Genomic DNA, 16646 nt, shown 5'->3' on the forward strand with positions numbered 1-16646 from the left:
AAAGGGGGCCGTGTGTCCGGACAACAGGAATTGATCGATTATTGATCAGTCACGGCCGCCAATGAGCGGTAATGGCGGTAACCCGCACAGTCTGCGAGACTTGCTGGGGACCTATGAGAAATCCGGGTTAGAGTATCCAACTCCGTTTTGACCCTGAGCATTTCACTTTGCGAGCCGATGCCATAGTCAAGCCTCTGTTCCGTTACGGTGGCCAGTTGCTCGACCAAAGCGCGTGTCTCATGATGGAGATTGATCGCTTCATTGGTATACCACCAATATGCATACGCCTCCTTAACGCGAGCTGTCAGCTGCCTTATTAGCCACTGAGTCTCCTGCTGGGCGGCAAGCATTCCGGCCTCCGCTGCCTTGCGAGACGCCGACAGATGATCCGGCCAGGGCAGCTGCTGGCTTACCTCAAAGCGATGCCCAACTGTATTAGGTCCCTCTAGAGTTTCAGGCGCAATGCCATACTTGATGACCGGGTCGGCCCAAGTATCTGAGCCCTCCACTTTGGCTTCTGACATTTCGGCGACAGATCTTTGCGCGCCCAGAGTCGCGTTATTGGTCAGAGCCTCTTGAACCCAATCGTCAACGACCTCAATAGGTTCGGCGTTTATCGGCAAGGCCATTGTGATCAGCAGGATCAGAACGGTTTGGATGCCAATGGGTCTAATCATCGGAATGTTCCTTTTTTGGCGATTTTTTTTCAGCCGTGCGCGCTGCCAGAGATAGAAAATCACCGGAATCAGCAGCAGGGTCAGGATCAACGTGGTGACCATGCCACCGATCATCGGGCCGGCGATGCGTTGCATGACTTCTGAGCCGGTGCCACTGCCCAGCATGATGGGCACCAGGCCAGCTACAATGGCCGCGAAGGTCATCATGATCGGACGCACCCGTTGCGCAGCACCGTCACTGATCGCCTTGCGCAGGGCATCTGCCGACAGCTGGCCTGATTGATGATCCACGGTTTCCAAAGCGTTATGCAGAGACTGGTTCAGGTACACCAGCATCAGGACTCCGATCTCCACCGCCACCCCGGCCAGGGCAATAAAACCGACGGCCACGGCCACGGAGAGGTTGTAACCCAGCAGATACATCAGCCAGATGCCACCGATCATGCCGAATGGCAGGGTGCCGAGAATAATGCCCACCTCGGTCAGGTTGCGGAAGTTCAGGTACAGCAGAATGATGATGATGGCCAGGGTCAGCGGCACCACCAGCGTCAGGCGTTCCTTGGCCCGCTGCATATACTCATATTGGCCAGACCAAGTCAGGGAGTAGCCAGCAGGTAGATCCACCTGTTCTTGCACCACGGACTGCGCCTCCCTTACCCAACTGCCCAGATCCCGGCCCTCGATATCCACCAGAGTCCAGCCATTGATACGGGCGTTTTCCGACTTGATCATGGGCGGCCCCTGGTCGATCCGGATATCCGCCACATCGGCCAACGCGATACGCTGGCCATTGGGTGTCACCATCGGCAGCAGGCGCATCTGCTCCACCGAATCCCGGTAACCCTGGGGATAGCGCAGATTGATGGGATAGCGCTCCAGACCCTCCACCGTGTTGGCCACGTTCATGCCGCCAATCGCGGTACGTACGACCGATTGAATGTCTGCGATATTCAGCCCGAAACGAGCGGCAGCCTCGCGCTGTATATCCACCTTGATGTAGCGTCCGCCGGCCACCCGCTCGGAAAACGCAGAGGCTGTGCCGGGTATGTCAGTCAACACCCGCTCGAGCTCTTCCCCTATACCCTGGATCACCGCCAGGTCAGGACCGGCCACCTTGATGCCGACTGGGGTCTTGATGCCCGTGGAGAGCATGTCGATGCGGGTTTTGATCGGCATGACCCAGGCGTTAGTAAGGCCCGGAAGTCTGACGGTCCTGTCCAGTTCCCGGCGCAGAGATTCCGGCGTCATGCCGGGTCGCCACTGGTCCCGTGGTTTGAACTGGATAAAGGTCTCAATCATGGTCAGCGGGGCAGGATCGGTGGCCGTATCGGCGCGGCCAATTTTTCCGAACACGGTCTCCACTTCCGGAATACTGGCAATCAGCTTGTCGGTCTGTTGCAGAATCTGTCGGGCCTTGCCAATGGAGATACCAGGATAGGTGGTGGGCATGTACATCAGATCCCCCTCGTCCAGAGGCGGCATGAATTCACTGCCCAGCTTGTTGGCCGGCCAGAAGCCGATGATCAGCACCACCAGGCCTCCGGCAAGCATCAATGCCGGCCGTCGCAAAGCCCAGCCGATAATCGGTCGGTACAGGGCGATCAGCAGTCGGTTGATGGGATTGCGATGTTCTGGCAATACCTTGCCACGGATGAAATAGCCCATCAGCACTGGAACGAGAGTGATGGCCAGCCCGGCTGCCGCCGCCATGGCGTAGGTTTTGGTGAACGCCAGGGGGGCGAAGAGCTTGCCCTCCTGAGCCTCCAGGGTGAAGACCGGCAGAAAGCTCACGGTGATGATCATCAGTGAGAAAAACAGCGCGGGCCCCACCTCACCCGCGGCCCGCGACATCACGGCCCATCGGTTTTCCGGTGTCAGCGGGGTTCGCTCCATGTGTTTATGGACGTTCTCCACCATCACGATGGCCCCGTCCACCATGGCGCCGATGGCAATGGCAATACCCCCGAGGGACATGATATTGGCGTTGATGCCCTGGGCGTGCATCACCACGAACGCCGCAAGGATACCTACGGGCAGACTGACGATGACCACCAGCGACGACCGTAGATGGAACAGGAATACTGCGCAAATAAGGACGACCACCAGGAACTCTTTCAATAACTTGCCATACAGGTTGTCCACGGCGTTATTAATGAGTGTGGAGCGATCGTAGGTAGGAACCACTTCTACACCATCGGGGAGGCTGGTTTTGATGTCCTCCAAGCGTTGGTTGACCCCTTCGATGGTTTTCAAGGCGTTCTCACCGAAACGCATCACCACAATGCCTCCGGCCACTTCCCCTTCCCCATTCAGTTCGGCGATACCGCGACGGACCTGTGGGCCAAGCTGCACATCGGCCACGTCTTTCAGTAACAGGGGCTTGCCGTTGTCGTTGACCCCCAGGGGGACCTGTCGCAGATCGTCTTCGTTCTGCAGGTAGCCGGTGACCCGTACCATGTATTCCGCCTCGGCCATCTCCACCACCGAGGCGCCGGTTTCCTGGTTGGCGCTGTTGATGGCGGAATGGATGCGCTGCAGGGTAATGTCGTGGGCCCGCAGTCTGTCCGGGTTCACCACGACCTGATACTGTTTCACCATGCCGCCAACGCTGGCGACCTCGGATACACCGGGCACGGTTTGCAGTTCAAACTTCAGGAACCAGTCCTGAATAGCCCGCAGTTCCGACAGGTCATGCTGACCGGTGCGGTCCACCAGGGCGTAGGAGTATACCCAGCCAACGCCGGTTGCATCCGGCCCCAGCTCTGGTTTGGCGGCATCGGGCAATTGCCCGGCCACCTGGCTCAGGTACTCCAGTACCCGGGAGCGGGCCCAGTACAGATCGGTGTTGTCATCGAAAATGACATAGACAAAGGAATCACCAAAAAAGGGGTATCCGGATTTTTTGGTTGATTGGCTCATATCATGATGACGGAACCAACCATCAGCTCAGCGGATTACCTGGTTGATGACGACTCTTCTTCACGGCCCCTGCAAGTTTGCAGCAACGCCCAGGTTCGCATGCCGAGATACGCAGTGAGGCTTCGCGATCAACACACCATGCATTCACAATGTCACTGCAAGGTCCGGCATGTCTCTGCTCAGTCCTTACGGCCTGAGCTAGCCCTATACAGCTGTTGTTTGCTCTCCTCGCTGATCCCCGTCAGGATGCCGCAGGCATTGATCTCTCGACCCTCGTTGCAACTCGCCCTCAGTGAAACGAGTTGTTGCTCAAGCGCTTGCAGAGCAGTTATCTGCGACCGCACATGAGAGATGTGGTCATCGAGCATGGCGTTGACGGCGGTACAAGGCTGGCGAGGGTCGTCCTGATAGCTCTGTAGCTCGCGAATCTCTGTCAGTGACAGGTCCAGAATTCGGCAGCGGCGGATAAAGGCAAGCCACTCGCCATGCTTCTCGGTATAGACACGGTAACCATTCTCCTGCCGTTCTGGCGGCGGCAACAGGCCCTGCTGCTCATAGAAGCGGATCGTCTGCGTGTCGATACCCGCTATCTGGGCTAACTGACCAATGCGCATCAGGCTTACTCCTCAACGGATCATCTGTCCCATTGACCTTATAGTAGCTATATAGTTTTTAACACTAGCAATCTATGTTGGTTAACTGGAGCCGTATCGTGAGTAAAGCCTGTGGTGGCCCATGTAGCTGCGATGCAACGCCTGCAGCGGATACCGATATGCCGGTCTCCTCCGAAGCGTCAGGGGAATGGGTCAGCGTGTATGCTGTGCCGAAGATGGATTGTCCCTCAGAAGAACGGATGATCCGCTTGGCGCTGAACGGCTTTGATGAGATTCGAACGCTGTCCTTCGACTTGTCGAACCGCCGATTGGAGGTCGTGCATGACGGCGAGGCTGAGCCCATTACCGCGAAACTGGCGACCTTGGGGCTAGGCGCCTCTCTTCAGGAAACCGTCATTGCCGACCCAGAGACGATCAAGGCCGCTGAGAGCTCGGCAGTCTCTGCTACGCAGGAGTCAGGCACTCTGCGCGTGTTGCTCGGTATCAATGCGATCATGTTCGTGGTGGAAATGACTGCTGGCCTGATCGCCCAGTCTACCGGCCTGATCGCTGATTCCCTGGATATGTTTGCCGATGCAGCCGTCTATGGCCTGGCTCTCTATGCCGTAGGGCGCAGTGCGAAAATGCAGGTACGTGCCGCGCATCTGGCAGGGGTACTGCAACTGATTTTGGCTATCGGCGTACTCGTCGAGGTGGTGCGACGCTTTGTTTTCGGTAGTGAGCCTGAATCGCTGATGATGATGGCGATCGCCTTCGTCGCGTTGATCGCCAATACCGGTTGCCTGCTGTTGATATCCAAGCACCGCGAAGGCGGCGCGCATATGAAGGCAAGCTGGATATTCTCGGCCAATGATGTGGTTATCAATCTGGGAGTTATCCTTGCGGGGCTTCTTGTTGCCTGGACCGGTTCAAACTATCCGGATCTGGTTATTGGCGGCGTTGTGGGAGGCATTGTATTCATTGGTGCCAAGCGCATCCTTGCACTAAAAGGATAATTCGATGTCTGAACACCGTGCTAGTTTTTCTACGTTTATCTTTCTCGGCTTTTCCACACTGGTAGCGCTGGCCGACCAGCTTATTAAATGGCTCGTCCAGCAATCCATGGCTTACGGGCAATCGGTTGAGATCACTCCTTTCTTTAATTGGGTGCACGTATGGAATAAAGGCACTGCCTTTAGTCTCTTCGCCGATGGCGGGGGCTGGCAGCGATATTTTTTTATTGCGATAGCCGTGGCTGTTCTGGTCAAATTGATGCGGGACAGCCATAAGCGAACAGAAGCCCTGGCCTATGCGATGGTACTTGGCGGTGCATTCGGAAATGTCATCGACCGAGTTTTCCGAGGCTACGTTGTCGATTACCTGGATTTCCATTGGCAATCTTGGCATTGGCCGGCGTTCAACCTTGCCGACGTGTTCATCCTCCTGAGCGTGGCCATGATTTTGGTCACGGGCTTCACAGCCGAGAAAGGTGCCGGGAATAACATGGAAAATCGCCAGAATGGCTAGTTTTCGCGCGGTCGCAACACTCGCTAAGCCCTCTGAGCCAGGCTTAGCGAGTGTTGCGACTACGTTTAATTGAACAGCAACGACCAAGGAGAAAACAATGGGCCACGAGCATGCTCACATGTCACCGGATACTAAGGATAAGAGAGTTGCAGTAGCTATCTGGGCGAACGGTATCCTAACCTTGGCTCAGATCGCTGGAGGGATCTTCGCTGGCAGCTTGGCGCTGATAGCCGACGCTATACACAACTTTTCGGATATGGCGTCACTATTTATCGCATTTGCGGCGCGGAAGATTGCACGCCGCCCGGCCGACTCGAAGATGACCTTTGGCTACGGGAGAATTGAGGTTGTTGCGGCACTCATAAATTACACCACTTTGATAATGATCGGGGCATATTTGATCTACGAAGGTGGCATGCGATTCATAGATCCCCCGGAAATCAAGGGGTGGTGGGTAGTTTGGCTTGGCATTATCGCATTGGTAGTGGATGGTTTGACCGCGCTGCTTACTTACTCCATGCAAAAGGACAGCGTCAACATCCGTGCGCTGTTTCTACACAACTTGTCTGATGCGTTTGCGTCAATTGCAGTCGTTGTAGGCGGCGCCCTGATTCTCCTGTACGACATGCGTTGGGTTGATCCCGCGATCACAATTGGTATCGCAAGCTATATTCTCTACCTGGGTCTAACGGAAATCGGCGGAACCATCCGGACACTCATGCTGGGTAGTCCATTGGATATCGACACAGATTCTGTCATCGAGGCTTTATCAAACGTAGAAGGCGTTTTAGACCTTCACCACGTACATTTCTGGCAGATGGGTGAGCATGATGCCTCCCTCGACGCCCATGTGGTGGTCGAAATAAGTGCCTGGAATGAACTTGAAAAAGTCAAGGGTGGGATAAAACGAACTTTGGAAAACGAGTTCGGCATCACTCATTCAACATTGGAGTTTGAACATCCTGATCACAGTCACAAAGATGCCCATACTTATGGCCATGGCTAGCAGGGCTGCTGAAAAGGGTACCGTGTGGCAGATATGCTGCGAATGGCCGACATTCCACTCGGTTACGAGCACGCCATGCGAGACGTAATTGAACGCCACCAGGTCTGGGCCTACCTCATCGCTGTTGTTTTCGGACTGTCTGTGGATTGGACATCGTCCCTCGGTGACAGTGTGCCGGATTACTTAATCTGGGGGTTGCTCGGAGTTCTGCTCTACGCCACATTTACTCAAACACCGTTGACCCACCTGTCTGATATGTTCCGGGACCGTCGGTTCATGGGTGCCTTGCTCACCGGAAATTTTCTGGTCATGCCGGCGATCACTGCCTTGCTGATATTGGCGCTGCCGGACAATGACGCGCTGAAGTTGGGAGTGCTTCTGGTATTGCTGATGCCCTGTACCGACTGGTTTGTCACCTTCACTCACCTAGGCAAGGGGGACAGCACCCGAGCCATTGCGGCAACACCGGTTCTGCTGATTGCTCAACTGGGTCTTCTTCCACTTTACCTCTGGCTTTTCATGGGTAATCAGTTCGACGTGAATCTTGAGCTTGGGCGGCACCTCCTGCCGGCCTTTGGCGGGCTGATTATTGTCCCGCTTATCCTGGCATTTCTGACTGAAAAATGGGCCGAAAACTCCAGAAAAGCCATCGGGTTCATTCGCTTCATGGGTCTGATGCCGGTCCCTCTGCTGACAGTCGTACTGTTCATCATCTCAATGACACAGGTCAGCCAGATCGACAGTACCGGCTCACTTATCTGGCCCTTGATGATTCTGTTTCCGGCCTATCTTCTAGCTGCGGCTCTGGTTGGAAAGGCTCTGCGCCGGGTCTTTCGATTACCGGTAGAAACCGGTCGCACCGTCATCTTCAGCCTAGGAACACGCAACTCCTTCGTGGTTTTACCTTTGGCACTGTCAATGCCAGAGGCCTGGGCTGTGGCCGTCGTGGTGATTGTCGTCCAGTCTTTGTTGGAACTGTTTGGAATGATGCTTTATCTGCGGTGGGTGCCTAGTCGGCTGCTACCGGACACCTGAATAATCTGAAACCCGTAAACTCATTTAAAATAGGAAGATCTCCCGTGCAAACCCGAACCCTGGTCATCAGTCTCCTTCTTTTTTGTCTGGTTGTCTTTGCTGGTGCTTTTGTTATTTACGATCGCTCCCAGGGCACTAATGAACCCGCCGTTGTTGAAAAAACGCCACTGGTGAGGGATTACTCTCCCGTTATTGGCCCTGAGGACGCGCCGGTAACCATTGTCGAGTTCTTCGACCCATCCTGCGAAGGTTGTCGCGCCATGCATCCCTATGTGAAACAGATTCAGGCTGCCTACCCGGACAACGTGCGTCTGGTACTGCGCTACGTATTGTTTCACAAAGGCTCGGAAGAGGCCGTCAGAATCCTGGAAACCGCCCGTGAACAGGGGGTCTATGAGCCGGTACTGGACGCTGTTATGGAAGCACAACCGAAATGGCACGATGATCCAAAGGTCGCCGCAGCATGGGATGCGGCGGAGTCAGCCGGACTTGATGTCGAAGCCGCTCGGGCCGGTATGAACTCACCCGAGATTGACGGCATTATTCAACAGGATGCTGCGGACGTTAAGGCGGTTGGAATTTCCGGAACCCCAACATTCTACGTTAACGGAGACACCTTGAGCCGCCTGGGGCCTCAGGAACTGTACGACCTGGTGACATCCAAGGTAGGGTCACTGAAATAACAACAAAACAACCGGCAACGCTATGTCACTGCTTGACTACCTTTTACCCTACGATTTCTCGCCGCTGACCATACTCAGCTACATGCTCGTGATGGGATTCTATGGCGTCGGGCTAATTCGGATGCCGGAACAGGACCGGCCAGGCTCACTGCGGATCTTTGCGTTCACCCTGGGGGTACTGATCTGTTATGCGGTGATGCAGACCCGCTTCGATTACTACGCACAATACATGTTCTTCGTCCATCGGGGTCAGCACCTGATTCTTCATCATATCGGTCCGATCCTGATCGCCCTGTCCAACCCTTTACCGGTCATGCGGTTCTGGTTCGCAAAAATCAGGTTCATCGCGGGTTAGCGTGAAAAAGTAGGAGACGGCGGTAAAACCGGTTAGTTTTGAGTTCGCCAAAACAACAAACCTGACCGACTCACCGCCGTCCCTATGAATGCTAATCCTCTTGCCCTGTTCTGGGAAGGATTCACGATAGAATCGTATGCCCAGATTGACGCTCAATCTCTGCTCATCCGACTGCAACCTGCCGACGATTACTTGCCATGCTGCAGTGGTTGTAATCAGCACACGCTTGCCATCCATGACATCAGCACCCGACGAGTCCGAGAACGCGACCTGTTCCAATACCGCGTCTGGCTGGACGTGCCAGTTCGCCGAGTTCGTTGTACGACCTGTGGCCCCAAGCTTGAACAGATTCGCTGGTTACCAGGGCGACAGCGTCTGACGGCAGGCATGGTCAGTTGGATTGAATCCCTGGTACGACTGATGCCGATCCAACATGTGGCAACGCTGCTAGGGTTGCATTGGCATACGGTCAAGGCCATCGACCATCGGCGCCTCAAACGAGAAGTGACTGAGCCAGATAAACGCCGGATTCGTCGACTGATCATGGATGAGTTCGCCTTGTTCAAGGGACACCGCTACGCCACCGTGGCGATTGATGCGGATACTCAACAAGTCCTCTGGGTTGGAGAAGGCCGCAGTCGAGCAGCGGTACGCCCCTTCTTTGAATGGCTGGGGCCGGAAACCTGTGGCCAGATCGAAGCCGTGGCGATGGATATGAATACCGCCATGGACCTGGAAGTTCAGCACCACTGCCCACAAGCACGGGTGGTCTATGACCTGTTCCACGTTGTAGCAAAGTTCGGACGGGAAGTGATTGACCGTGTCCGGGTCGATCAGGCCAATCAGCTTCGACACGACAAGCCGGCTCGCAAAGTAGTGAAACGAAGTCGCTGGCTGTTGCTCAGAAACCGAGGCAACCTCAAGGATGAGCAGGCTCTGAAGCTCGAAGAACTGCTGCAAGCCAACCAGCCCCTGATGACTGTCTACGTCCTGAAAGACCAGCTCAAAGAGCTCTGGTACGCTCCCTCAGAGGCCGATGCCAGACAACGCTGGCAAGACTGGCTAAATCTAGCTATGAGTAGTGGGCTGGCCCCTGTGCAGCAGTTTGCCAGGCGCCTCAAGGGCTACGTCGACGGCATTATCGCCAGCGCGGTCTACCGGTTGAACACCAGTGTGTTGGAGGGAATGAACAACAAGATCAAGGTGATCAAGCGGGTGGCCTACGGCTACCGGGATAACGACTACTTCTTTCTGAAGATAAAAGCAGCATTTCCCGGTAAAGCGCGATGAACCAAAAATCAGCCCGGGCTGGAGGCATACATTGAGGCCTCTGGGCTGGGTCTATAACGTTCTGCAACAGCCTTTTATCGCCCTTTTCCTGTTTGTCGGGCTTATCTATTTCTGGCTGTGGTCATCAATCCATTTTGACGCCATGCTCAGCCGGGATCTGTATTGGGTCATGAACTGGAGCATGTTGCTGGATGGCCTGCTGTTCTGGTGGTTGATCTTTGATCCAAGACCGCCGGCGATCACCTCATCGCTGGGGTATGGCAGACGCATGTTGGTTCTGGCCGCCGCAGGTGTGCTTCAGATGTTTCTTGGGGCGTGGATCGTGTTTTCACGTGACATGGTCTATGACGTTTACGAAGTCTGTGGCAGGGCCTGGCCGCTGGACCCGGAAGTCGACCAGCTACTGGGAGGCATGCTGACCTATATTCCTCCGGCCATGATGAGCATTCTTGGCATTCTTCTGATGCTCCGGCGAGCCATGCATCAGGACGGAAAATATACCAACCAATCCAAACAACTTGAGGAAACAGCGTCATGAGAACTCGCTTCTGGCGACAGCGCACCAACATCATATCGGCGACCTTAACGCTGATAGCATCCCTATTGCTGACTGGTTGCTTTGGCAATGACGAGGAAGACTGGAACGGTAAAAACATCAGTGGCTTGATGCCTGAGCTGGAATTCGACCTGATCAATAGCCAGGGCAAGTCTGTATCTGGCGATGATTACAGTGGCCGCGTGAGAATGCTGTTTTTCGGGTTCACCTCGTGCCCCGATGTTTGCCCGACCGCCCTGCAAAAACTCAATCAGGCAACCAGTGGCCTGGACCCCGCGCTTCAGGATGAAGTACTCACTTTGTTCGTGAGTGTCGATCCGAAACGTGACACGCCTGAGCGTCTCGCAAAATACGTGGATTTCTTCGGCGACAATATTGTAGGACTCACTGGAAAAGAACCCCAGCTTCGTGAACTGGCAAAACGATATAGAACAACCTTCGGTTATGACGAACCTGCCGCTGATGGAAATTATGCGGTGTCACACAGCAGCGCGATTTATGTATTTGATCGCGAAGGTAACCCCCGCCTCTTAATGCGGCCCGATCTGAGTAGAGAAGAAATTCGGCATGACCTCGTTGCTCTTATTCAGGAGGATGCCTGACTGAATAGACTGTCCCAACTCGAATTGAGACAGTCCTGGTTGGCGGGCACATACAAAGTGGTTAAGCAGAGCCGGAGAGTGTCTCGATAATTCGGCAGTCCATAATAACTCCGCCGTCACAACACGCACTCAGTCTTTCCAACTCGTGTTCCATTGCATGTAGATCTTTCAGTCGAGAGCGCACTTGAACCAGTTGTTGTTCAACTTTGGCGTCCACACCCGCACAGGACTCCTGCTGACGATCCGCCAGTGAAAGCAGTTCACGAATATCGTCAAGGCTAAATCCGAGCCCGCGGCTTCGTCGAATAAACAGCAGCCGCGAATGATCCTCTTCGGAGTAGAGACGATAGCCCGACTCCGAGCGGGTCGCTTTCGGCAACAGTCCAATTTTTTCGTAATAACGGATGGTCACGGGCTTAACGCCCGTATCATCAGCTAGCCGACCGACCGTGTTCCTTTTTTCGCTCATCGCTATTGACCTTATAGTTACTATAACCACCAGTGTATCGATGTATTGCACGTTTTAGGAGGGTTCGTCGTGGACAGCTGCTGTGAAAACAAGGCCGGTGAACTGGCACAATTGCGAGCGAGCCAAAGCCGGGTGCTTTACATTGCGCTTGCCATCAACGCAGTGATGTTTGTGGTGGAATTCAGCGCCGGCTGGATTGCAAGCTCTACCGCGTTGCTGGGCGATTCGCTGGATATGTTTGGCGACGCGTCTGTCTATGCACTGACACTGTTCGTGCTGGACCGAAGCCGTCGCGCGCGTGCCGGAGCGGCTTTGTTCAAAGGCGGCTTTATGCTGTTGTTCGGGCTTGTTGTTGTCGCCGATGCCATCCGCAAGCTGGTGATACAGGAAGTGCCCGCCGCCGAGTGGATGGGCGCTGTCGGCGCTCTTGCCCTGTTTGCAAACGGCGTTTGTTTTGTGTTGCTCTACCGTCATCGTGCGGACGATCTCAATATGCGTTCCACCTGGATGTGTTCCAGGAACGATCTGTTCGCCAATAGCAGTGTAATCATTGCGGCAGGATTGGTCGCCCTCACCAATACCCTCTGGCCGGACATCATTGTGGGCCTCGCCATTGCTGCGCTATTCCTGCACTCCGCTTGGCAGGTCATCCGTGAGGGTATGGAGGAATGGCGTGCCGGTGGGGCTGAAACCGCCGATAAATCGAGCAAAGATGAAGGCGATACCGCTGGAAACAGCTGCTGCTCTTCTTCGCAAAGCACTTGTGCCAATGAATCCAGAGAGCCATCCCGGTGACCACCAATAACCGGGTGATTCCATGGGGGCTGCTGCTGTCAGCCTGGCTACTGGCGGCGGGGTCCTCGCTTTCAGCCATCTACATCGGGGAAGTTCTCGGGCAGGCTCCGTGCGTTCTGTGCTGGTTTCAGCGCGCCTTCATGTTTCCGTTGGCGGTGATTCTCGCAGTCGCCTGCTACTACTCGGATTTTAACGTTTGGCGCTACGCTATGCCGCTGTCTGTCATTGGCTCCCTGTTCGCTCTAGCCCACTCACTGCTTTATGTGGGGCTCATTCCACAACCCATTCAGCCCTGCACGGCCACTGGCCCGTCCTGCTCGGGTGACGGAATGACGATATTTGGTGGGCTGCCGCTTCCGTTTCTATCGCTGGCCATTTTTGTTGCCATCATCATTCTGCTCTTGCTTATCCGTCGGAGAGTTCATACATGAATCGTCGTGCCATCTTTGTTGTCGTGTGTCTCGTGCTGATCGCAGCCTTTTCAGCCGCCGTCCTATTCAAGCCACAGCCCCAGCAGCCTCAAAAAACGGCCACCACCGGCGAAAAGTCTGTTGCCGCGGGCGAACCGATCGCGAACCAACAAGCATTGGTACGCTTCCATTCGCCCACATTCGGGCCTGCCGACGCACCGGTGATCATCGTTGAGTTTTTCGACCCCTCCTGCGAAGCCTGCCGGGCGTTCTACCCGATCGTGAAACAGATACTTGCTGAGTATCCAGGCCAGGTGCGGCTTGTTTTGCGGTACACAATGTTCCATCAGGGTTCCGAGGAAGTCTCCAGAATTCTGGAAGCAGCTCGCCTGCAAGATGTCTATGAACCGGTGCTGGAAGCTGTGTTGGAGGTGCAGCCGGCCTGGCACGACGACCCGAAGGTTGCCAAGGCATGGGGAGCGGCCGAGGCAGCCGGTCTGGACCTGTCCCAAGCCCGTGAGGATATGCAATCCGAACGGATAAGCGCCATCCTTGATCAGGACATGCAGGACGTCAAAACCATCGGTGTTCGGGGCACCCCGACTTTTTTCGTGAATGGCCGCCAACTCACGGAGTTTGGTCCCAAACCGCTACTTCGTCTTGTTCAGGAGTCGCTCCCAGACGCACAGAAATAGTCGACCGGTGTCGAACAAAACACGGATGGGCTTGATGCCCTCCACCGTCAACTGAACTCAGAAAATTGAGGACTCACGGAAATGCCAGATCTTGCGACATGGGGAATGCTGGCTGCTTTTTTTGGCGGCCTGGTGTCATTTTTCTCACCCTGCACTCTGCCGCTGGTTCCGGGGTATCTATCGGTCGTTACGGGCGGCACTGTCACAGACCGTTCGAGTCGACTGCAATCTCTGTGGCTCAGTATCTGTTTTGTCCTTGGGTTCAGTGTAGTGTTCATCGCTTTTGGTGCCAGCGCTAGTCTGCTCGGTCAGTGGCTGATGGCCTACCGGCAGGAAGCCAATCTGGTGGCGGGCATTCTGATTGTGCTGATGGGGCTATTTATGCTGGGCTGGTGGAGCATGCCCGCGTTACAGCGCGACTGGCGCTTTGGGCAAACCCTTGAGGGTGGACGGCCCACGGCAGCGTTCCTTCTCGGCTTGGCCTTTGCCGTCGGGTGGACACCGTGTATTGGCCCGATATTGGGCGCTATCCTGGCTCTCAGTTCCACCCATGCGAATGCTGAAACCGGCATGCTGTACCTGGCCGTTTATTCGCTGGGGTTGGCAATTCCATTTTTGGCAACGGCTTTATTTATTAAGCACTTTCGGGCGCGAGTGCGCTGGATGAGCCGCTGGAGTCAGTCACTGAGAATCCTGGCAGGGCTGGTTCTGGTTGTTATGGGGGTAATGGTGCTGACGGGACAGATGACCCGGTTTGCATCATGGATGTTATCCGCATTTCCGGTACTCGGAAGACTCGGTTGATCCCGGGCAAATCTTTGCCCACAACTTAGCTGGCCGATAAGGCAGGAGAACTGAGCAGTGAACAGTGAACTCAAGACGTTCTATCTGACAGAACCGGCAGCAGCCGCTGATGCTGACAATCAGGGCGATGTCGCTACAGCGTTCAGACATCTTGAACGGGCTCATATTCTGAGCCAGAAGTTCGCGTTAGCGCACACGACAACACATTTGCGCATGCTCCGGCTTGGCTGGCACGCGCGCGATGCTCGCGAGGTTCTCGGTCAGCTGGCTCGGGCCTTCGCTGCGTTGCTGGTTTCACGAATCCGGGTTCCTGTCGGCAATACGGGACGTGCCAACGTCAGCGCATTTGAACCGATGGCGGTGCCGGAAGACTTGGCGATTGTTCTGGGACACCAGAATCCTTCCAACACGTAATTGAAGGACACCACTTGATGATCAAACCCTGCTTCCAACACCACGCAAAGCGCTTTGCATCCATTGCATTGATGATGCTGGCAATCCTCCTTGTTGGCTGCATGGGCGATGATCCGCCGGATTGGCACGGGACAGACATCAGCGGCGTGATGCCCAAGCTTGAATTCGATTTGATCGACAGTCAGGGAACACGGGTTTCAGGCGATGATTACAGTGGTCAGGTACGAATGCTGTTTTTCGGATTTACCTCTTGCCCTGATGTTTGCCCCACTGCTCTGCAAAAACTCAGCCAGGCCGTCAGCGGGCTGAGCACGGAAAATCAGGAGGAAGTACTTACGTTGTTCGTCAGTGTCGATCCTCAGCGCGACACACCCGAACGCCTGGCGGAGTACGTCAATTTTTTTGGTGACAAAATCATCGGGCTGACCGGCAACGCCTCTGACCTCCGCACGCTTACCCAGCGATACCGGACGACGTTCGGGCATGAAGAACCGGACGCAGAAGGTGACTATGCCGTTACTCACAGCGGTGCAGTCTATGTGTTTGATCGTGAGGGTAATCCTCGCCTGCTTATCCGGCCGGAAGATTTAAGCGCTCAATCCATTCGGCAGGACCTTGTTGGCCTGCTTGAAGAGGATTACTGAATGACTGGAGGCTCTGGAGGAAAGCTCTGACTCGAATGTTCGCTTTTGTTTAGCAGCGGACTGATCGAGGCGTCCGGTGGAGGCCGCAGGCCAGCAAGGTCAGGGACTGGCGAGCCTAAGAGAGGCAGATAGAAATAGATTTCTCTCTGTCCGGTTGCTGCAATTTGTGAAATTAAGATGGGTTATGCCAACTAACACACGCCGTCAAGGGTTTCCAGATGATCAGCCCACTTTTGCAGCCACTCGCGACATTCGGGTTCATAATCGTGCAGATCATAAGTCCCTTCAATACCCTTTCTTGAATGCCCTATCACTGCCTCAGCCACTTCATTGCGACAGCCTAAACGAGACAACCCCGTGCGAACCGTACGACGCAGATCATGTGGAGACCAGTCAGGAATGCTATCCAGCCAAGCTTGGCCTGGCTTAAAGTAGGTGCCACTTCGAGCCTTGGCAGAATTTCTCAAATACCATTTTGTTTCGGTAAGCGATTTCTGCTGGATCGGCAATCCCGTCCGACTCGAAGGAAACAGATAGGTATTGGTGGTTAAACGAAGCTGACGGAGAAAAGCCACAGCTTGGCTCGGCAACTGCACATACCGCTCGGCTCCGTTCTTGGAGTCTCGCATATGCCAAACGGCTCGATCGAGATCTACATCAGACCAACGCGCCTTACAAACCTCCCCCGTGCGAGCGCCGGTCCACAGAGTCAGACGAATGACGTTCTTCTGTGTTACCGAGAAACCAGAGCCTGGCAACCACGCTAACACTTCCTTCAACTCCGCATCAGACAATACCCGTTTGCCCCGAACAGACGTAAGTCGGACTCTAGCCTGCTTCAGGCTCGACTTTGCCAACAAAGCCGGGTTCGCAAAATCATCATCAAACTTGCCAAGGCCAATCGCATAGTCGTAGGCGGCACTGAGCTCACGCAGCACATTCCCAGCCTGAACGTTTGCTCCCCGGTCAAGAATGTCCTTCACCATCTCTACCACATGTTTACGCCGAACTTCTGCAGCAGATCGATCCCCCAGAGTGCGTACAGCTGAATCGCCCCTAGTTTCGTAGACACCTCCAGGCCTTATAATCGAGGCACCCAGGAGGTCCAATGAGCAACTCACGCTACACCGAAGAATTTAAAATTGAAGCCGTCAAACAGGTGGCTGACCGAG

17 protein-coding genes and 3 pseudogenes are annotated in these 16646 nt (G+C 54.9%); 15 read left to right on the top strand and 5 right to left on the bottom strand.

Annotated features, from left to right (window positions below; all coding sequences use genetic code 11):
* Window positions 1-38: 38 nt before the first annotated feature.
* The 3 genes and pseudogenes from EF096_RS20685 to cadR all read right to left on the bottom strand — a co-directional run bounded on the left by EF096_RS20685 (window position 39) and on the right by cadR (window position 4210).
* Window positions 39-677 (bottom strand): TolC family protein, encoded by a 639-nt coding sequence (locus EF096_RS20685; RefSeq protein WP_305955069.1) that lies wholly within the window; start codon window positions 675-677, stop codon window positions 39-41.
* Between the two features lie 21 nt (window positions 678-698).
* Window positions 699-3572 (bottom strand): annotated as a pseudogene (locus tag EF096_RS19340) (efflux RND transporter permease subunit); the annotation flags it as partial.
* A gap of 203 nt (window positions 3573-3775) precedes the next feature.
* On the bottom strand, window positions 3776-4210 hold the full coding sequence (gene cadR, locus EF096_RS19345; protein WP_008175821.1) for a Cd(II)/Pb(II)-responsive transcriptional regulator: 435 nt from the start codon (window positions 4208-4210) through the stop codon (window positions 3776-3778).
* A 98-nt stretch (window positions 4211-4308) separates the two neighbouring features.
* Here cadR and EF096_RS19350 point away from each other — a divergent pair, with 98 nt between their 5' ends.
* From EF096_RS19350 to EF096_RS19390, 9 genes and pseudogenes are all read left to right on the top strand, one after another.
* Window positions 4309-5205, top strand: coding sequence for a cation transporter (locus EF096_RS19350; RefSeq protein ID WP_123891398.1), 897 nt, complete (start codon window positions 4309-4311; stop codon window positions 5203-5205).
* A 4-nt stretch (window positions 5206-5209) separates the two neighbouring features.
* On the top strand, window positions 5210-5716 hold the full coding sequence (lspA, locus tag EF096_RS19355) for a signal peptidase II (RefSeq protein WP_123891399.1): 507 nt from the start codon (window positions 5210-5212) through the stop codon (window positions 5714-5716).
* A 97-nt stretch (window positions 5717-5813) separates the two neighbouring features.
* Entirely contained in the window at window positions 5814-6722 is a 909-nt protein-coding gene (locus tag EF096_RS19360) for a cation diffusion facilitator family transporter (protein ID WP_008169406.1), read from the top strand.
* Between the two features lie 33 nt (window positions 6723-6755).
* On the top strand, window positions 6756-7757 hold the full coding sequence (locus EF096_RS19365; protein WP_206769037.1) for an arsenic resistance protein: 1002 nt from the start codon (window positions 6756-6758) through the stop codon (window positions 7755-7757).
* 44 nt (window positions 7758-7801) lie between these two features.
* The gene (locus EF096_RS19370; protein WP_058091791.1) at window positions 7802-8440 is read left to right on the top strand and encodes a DsbA family protein; all 639 of its coding nucleotides are present in this window, start codon (window positions 7802-7804) and stop codon (window positions 8438-8440) included.
* Window positions 8441-8462: 22 nt separating this feature from the next.
* Window positions 8463-8777, top strand: a pseudogene (locus tag EF096_RS19375) (cytochrome c oxidase assembly protein); the annotation flags it as partial.
* A gap of 102 nt (window positions 8778-8879) precedes the next feature.
* Window positions 8880-10085 carry an ISL3 family transposase gene (locus tag EF096_RS19380; RefSeq protein ID WP_011785425.1) on the top strand — a complete coding sequence of 402 codons (1206 nt, stop codon included), beginning with the start codon at window positions 8880-8882 and terminating at the stop codon, window positions 10083-10085.
* 4 nt (window positions 10086-10089) lie between these two features.
* Window positions 10090-10623 (top strand): annotated as a pseudogene (locus tag EF096_RS19385) (cytochrome c oxidase assembly protein); the annotation flags it as partial.
* Complete coding sequence (locus EF096_RS19390) at window positions 10620-11243, top strand: SCO family protein (protein ID WP_123891400.1); 624 nt, start codon at window positions 10620-10622, stop codon at window positions 11241-11243. The pseudogene EF096_RS19385 and the gene EF096_RS19390, both read left to right, overlap by 4 nt.
* Before the next feature lie 61 nt (window positions 11244-11304).
* Here the strand turns inward: EF096_RS19390 and EF096_RS19395 are convergent, their stop codons facing one another.
* Window positions 11305-11712, bottom strand: a complete 408-nt coding sequence (locus EF096_RS19395) for a MerR family transcriptional regulator (protein ID WP_008173636.1) — start codon at window positions 11710-11712, stop codon at window positions 11305-11307.
* Between the two features lie 69 nt (window positions 11713-11781).
* Between EF096_RS19395 and EF096_RS19400 the strand changes: the two genes are divergently transcribed.
* The 6 genes from EF096_RS19400 (at window position 11782) to EF096_RS19425 (ending at window position 15474) form a co-directional block, all read left to right on the top strand.
* Window positions 11782-12507, top strand: a complete 726-nt coding sequence (locus EF096_RS19400) for a cation diffusion facilitator family transporter (protein WP_008173639.1) — start codon at window positions 11782-11784, stop codon at window positions 12505-12507.
* Window positions 12504-12938, top strand: coding sequence for a disulfide bond formation protein B (locus tag EF096_RS19405; protein ID WP_008173641.1), 435 nt, complete (start codon window positions 12504-12506; stop codon window positions 12936-12938). The genes EF096_RS19400 and EF096_RS19405 overlap by 4 nt, the downstream gene beginning before the upstream one ends.
* Window positions 12935-13612 (top strand): DsbA family protein, encoded by a 678-nt coding sequence (locus EF096_RS19410; RefSeq protein WP_123891401.1) that lies wholly within the window; start codon window positions 12935-12937, stop codon window positions 13610-13612. The genes EF096_RS19405 and EF096_RS19410 overlap by 4 nt, the downstream gene beginning before the upstream one ends.
* An 81-nt stretch (window positions 13613-13693) precedes the next feature.
* The gene (locus tag EF096_RS19415; protein WP_008173647.1) at window positions 13694-14416 is read left to right on the top strand and encodes a cytochrome c biogenesis CcdA family protein; all 723 of its coding nucleotides are present in this window, start codon (window positions 13694-13696) and stop codon (window positions 14414-14416) included.
* A 57-nt stretch (window positions 14417-14473) separates the two neighbouring features.
* Window positions 14474-14830 (top strand): DUF3703 domain-containing protein, encoded by a 357-nt coding sequence (locus EF096_RS19420; protein ID WP_008173648.1) that lies wholly within the window; start codon window positions 14474-14476, stop codon window positions 14828-14830.
* Window positions 14831-14847: 17 nt separating this feature from the next.
* Window positions 14848-15474 carry an SCO family protein gene (locus tag EF096_RS19425; RefSeq protein ID WP_053113916.1) on the top strand — a complete coding sequence of 209 codons (627 nt, stop codon included), beginning with the start codon at window positions 14848-14850 and terminating at the stop codon, window positions 15472-15474.
* 191 nt (window positions 15475-15665) lie between these two features.
* On the opposite strand, the gene EF096_RS19430 is transcribed toward EF096_RS19425, so the two are convergent.
* On the bottom strand, window positions 15666-16460 hold the full coding sequence (locus EF096_RS19430; RefSeq protein ID WP_228547919.1) for a tyrosine-type recombinase/integrase: 795 nt from the start codon (window positions 16458-16460) through the stop codon (window positions 15666-15668).
* Window positions 16461-16646: the final 186 nt, after the last annotated feature.

Source organism: Pseudomonas neustonica (assembly GCF_003797945.1).
GTDB classification, from domain to species: Bacteria; Pseudomonadota; Gammaproteobacteria; order Pseudomonadales; family Pseudomonadaceae; genus Halopseudomonas; species Halopseudomonas neustonica.

What these genes read in the sequence shown, in the direction of transcription:
- EF096_RS20685 (WP_305955069.1), bottom strand. Translation starts at nt 677, where the DNA reads ATGATTAGACCCATTGGCATCCAAACCGTTCTGATCCTGCTGATCACA.
- cadR (WP_008175821.1), bottom strand. Translation starts at nt 4,210, where the DNA reads ATGCGCATTGGTCAGTTAGCCCAGATAGCGGGTATCGACACGCAGACG.
- lspA (WP_123891399.1), top strand. Translation starts at nt 5,210, where the DNA reads ATGTCTGAACACCGTGCTAGTTTTTCTACGTTTATCTTTCTCGGCTTT.
- EF096_RS19360 (WP_008169406.1), top strand. Translation starts at nt 5,814, where the DNA reads ATGGGCCACGAGCATGCTCACATGTCACCGGATACTAAGGATAAGAGA.
- EF096_RS19365 (WP_206769037.1), top strand. Translation starts at nt 6,756, where the DNA reads ATGCTGCGAATGGCCGACATTCCACTCGGTTACGAGCACGCCATGCGA.
- EF096_RS19380 (WP_011785425.1), top strand. Translation starts at nt 8,880, where the DNA reads ATGAATGCTAATCCTCTTGCCCTGTTCTGGGAAGGATTCACGATAGAA.
- EF096_RS19390 (WP_123891400.1), top strand. Translation starts at nt 10,620, where the DNA reads ATGAGAACTCGCTTCTGGCGACAGCGCACCAACATCATATCGGCGACC.
- EF096_RS19395 (WP_008173636.1), bottom strand. Translation starts at nt 11,712, where the DNA reads ATGAGCGAAAAAAGGAACACGGTCGGTCGGCTAGCTGATGATACGGGC.
- EF096_RS19410 (WP_123891401.1), top strand. Translation starts at nt 12,935, where the DNA reads ATGAATCGTCGTGCCATCTTTGTTGTCGTGTGTCTCGTGCTGATCGCA.
- EF096_RS19415 (WP_008173647.1), top strand. Translation starts at nt 13,694, where the DNA reads ATGCCAGATCTTGCGACATGGGGAATGCTGGCTGCTTTTTTTGGCGGC.
- EF096_RS19425 (WP_053113916.1), top strand. Translation starts at nt 14,848, where the DNA reads ATGATCAAACCCTGCTTCCAACACCACGCAAAGCGCTTTGCATCCATT.
- EF096_RS19430 (WP_228547919.1), bottom strand. Translation starts at nt 16,460, where the DNA reads ATGGTGAAGGACATTCTTGACCGGGGAGCAAACGTTCAGGCTGGGAAT.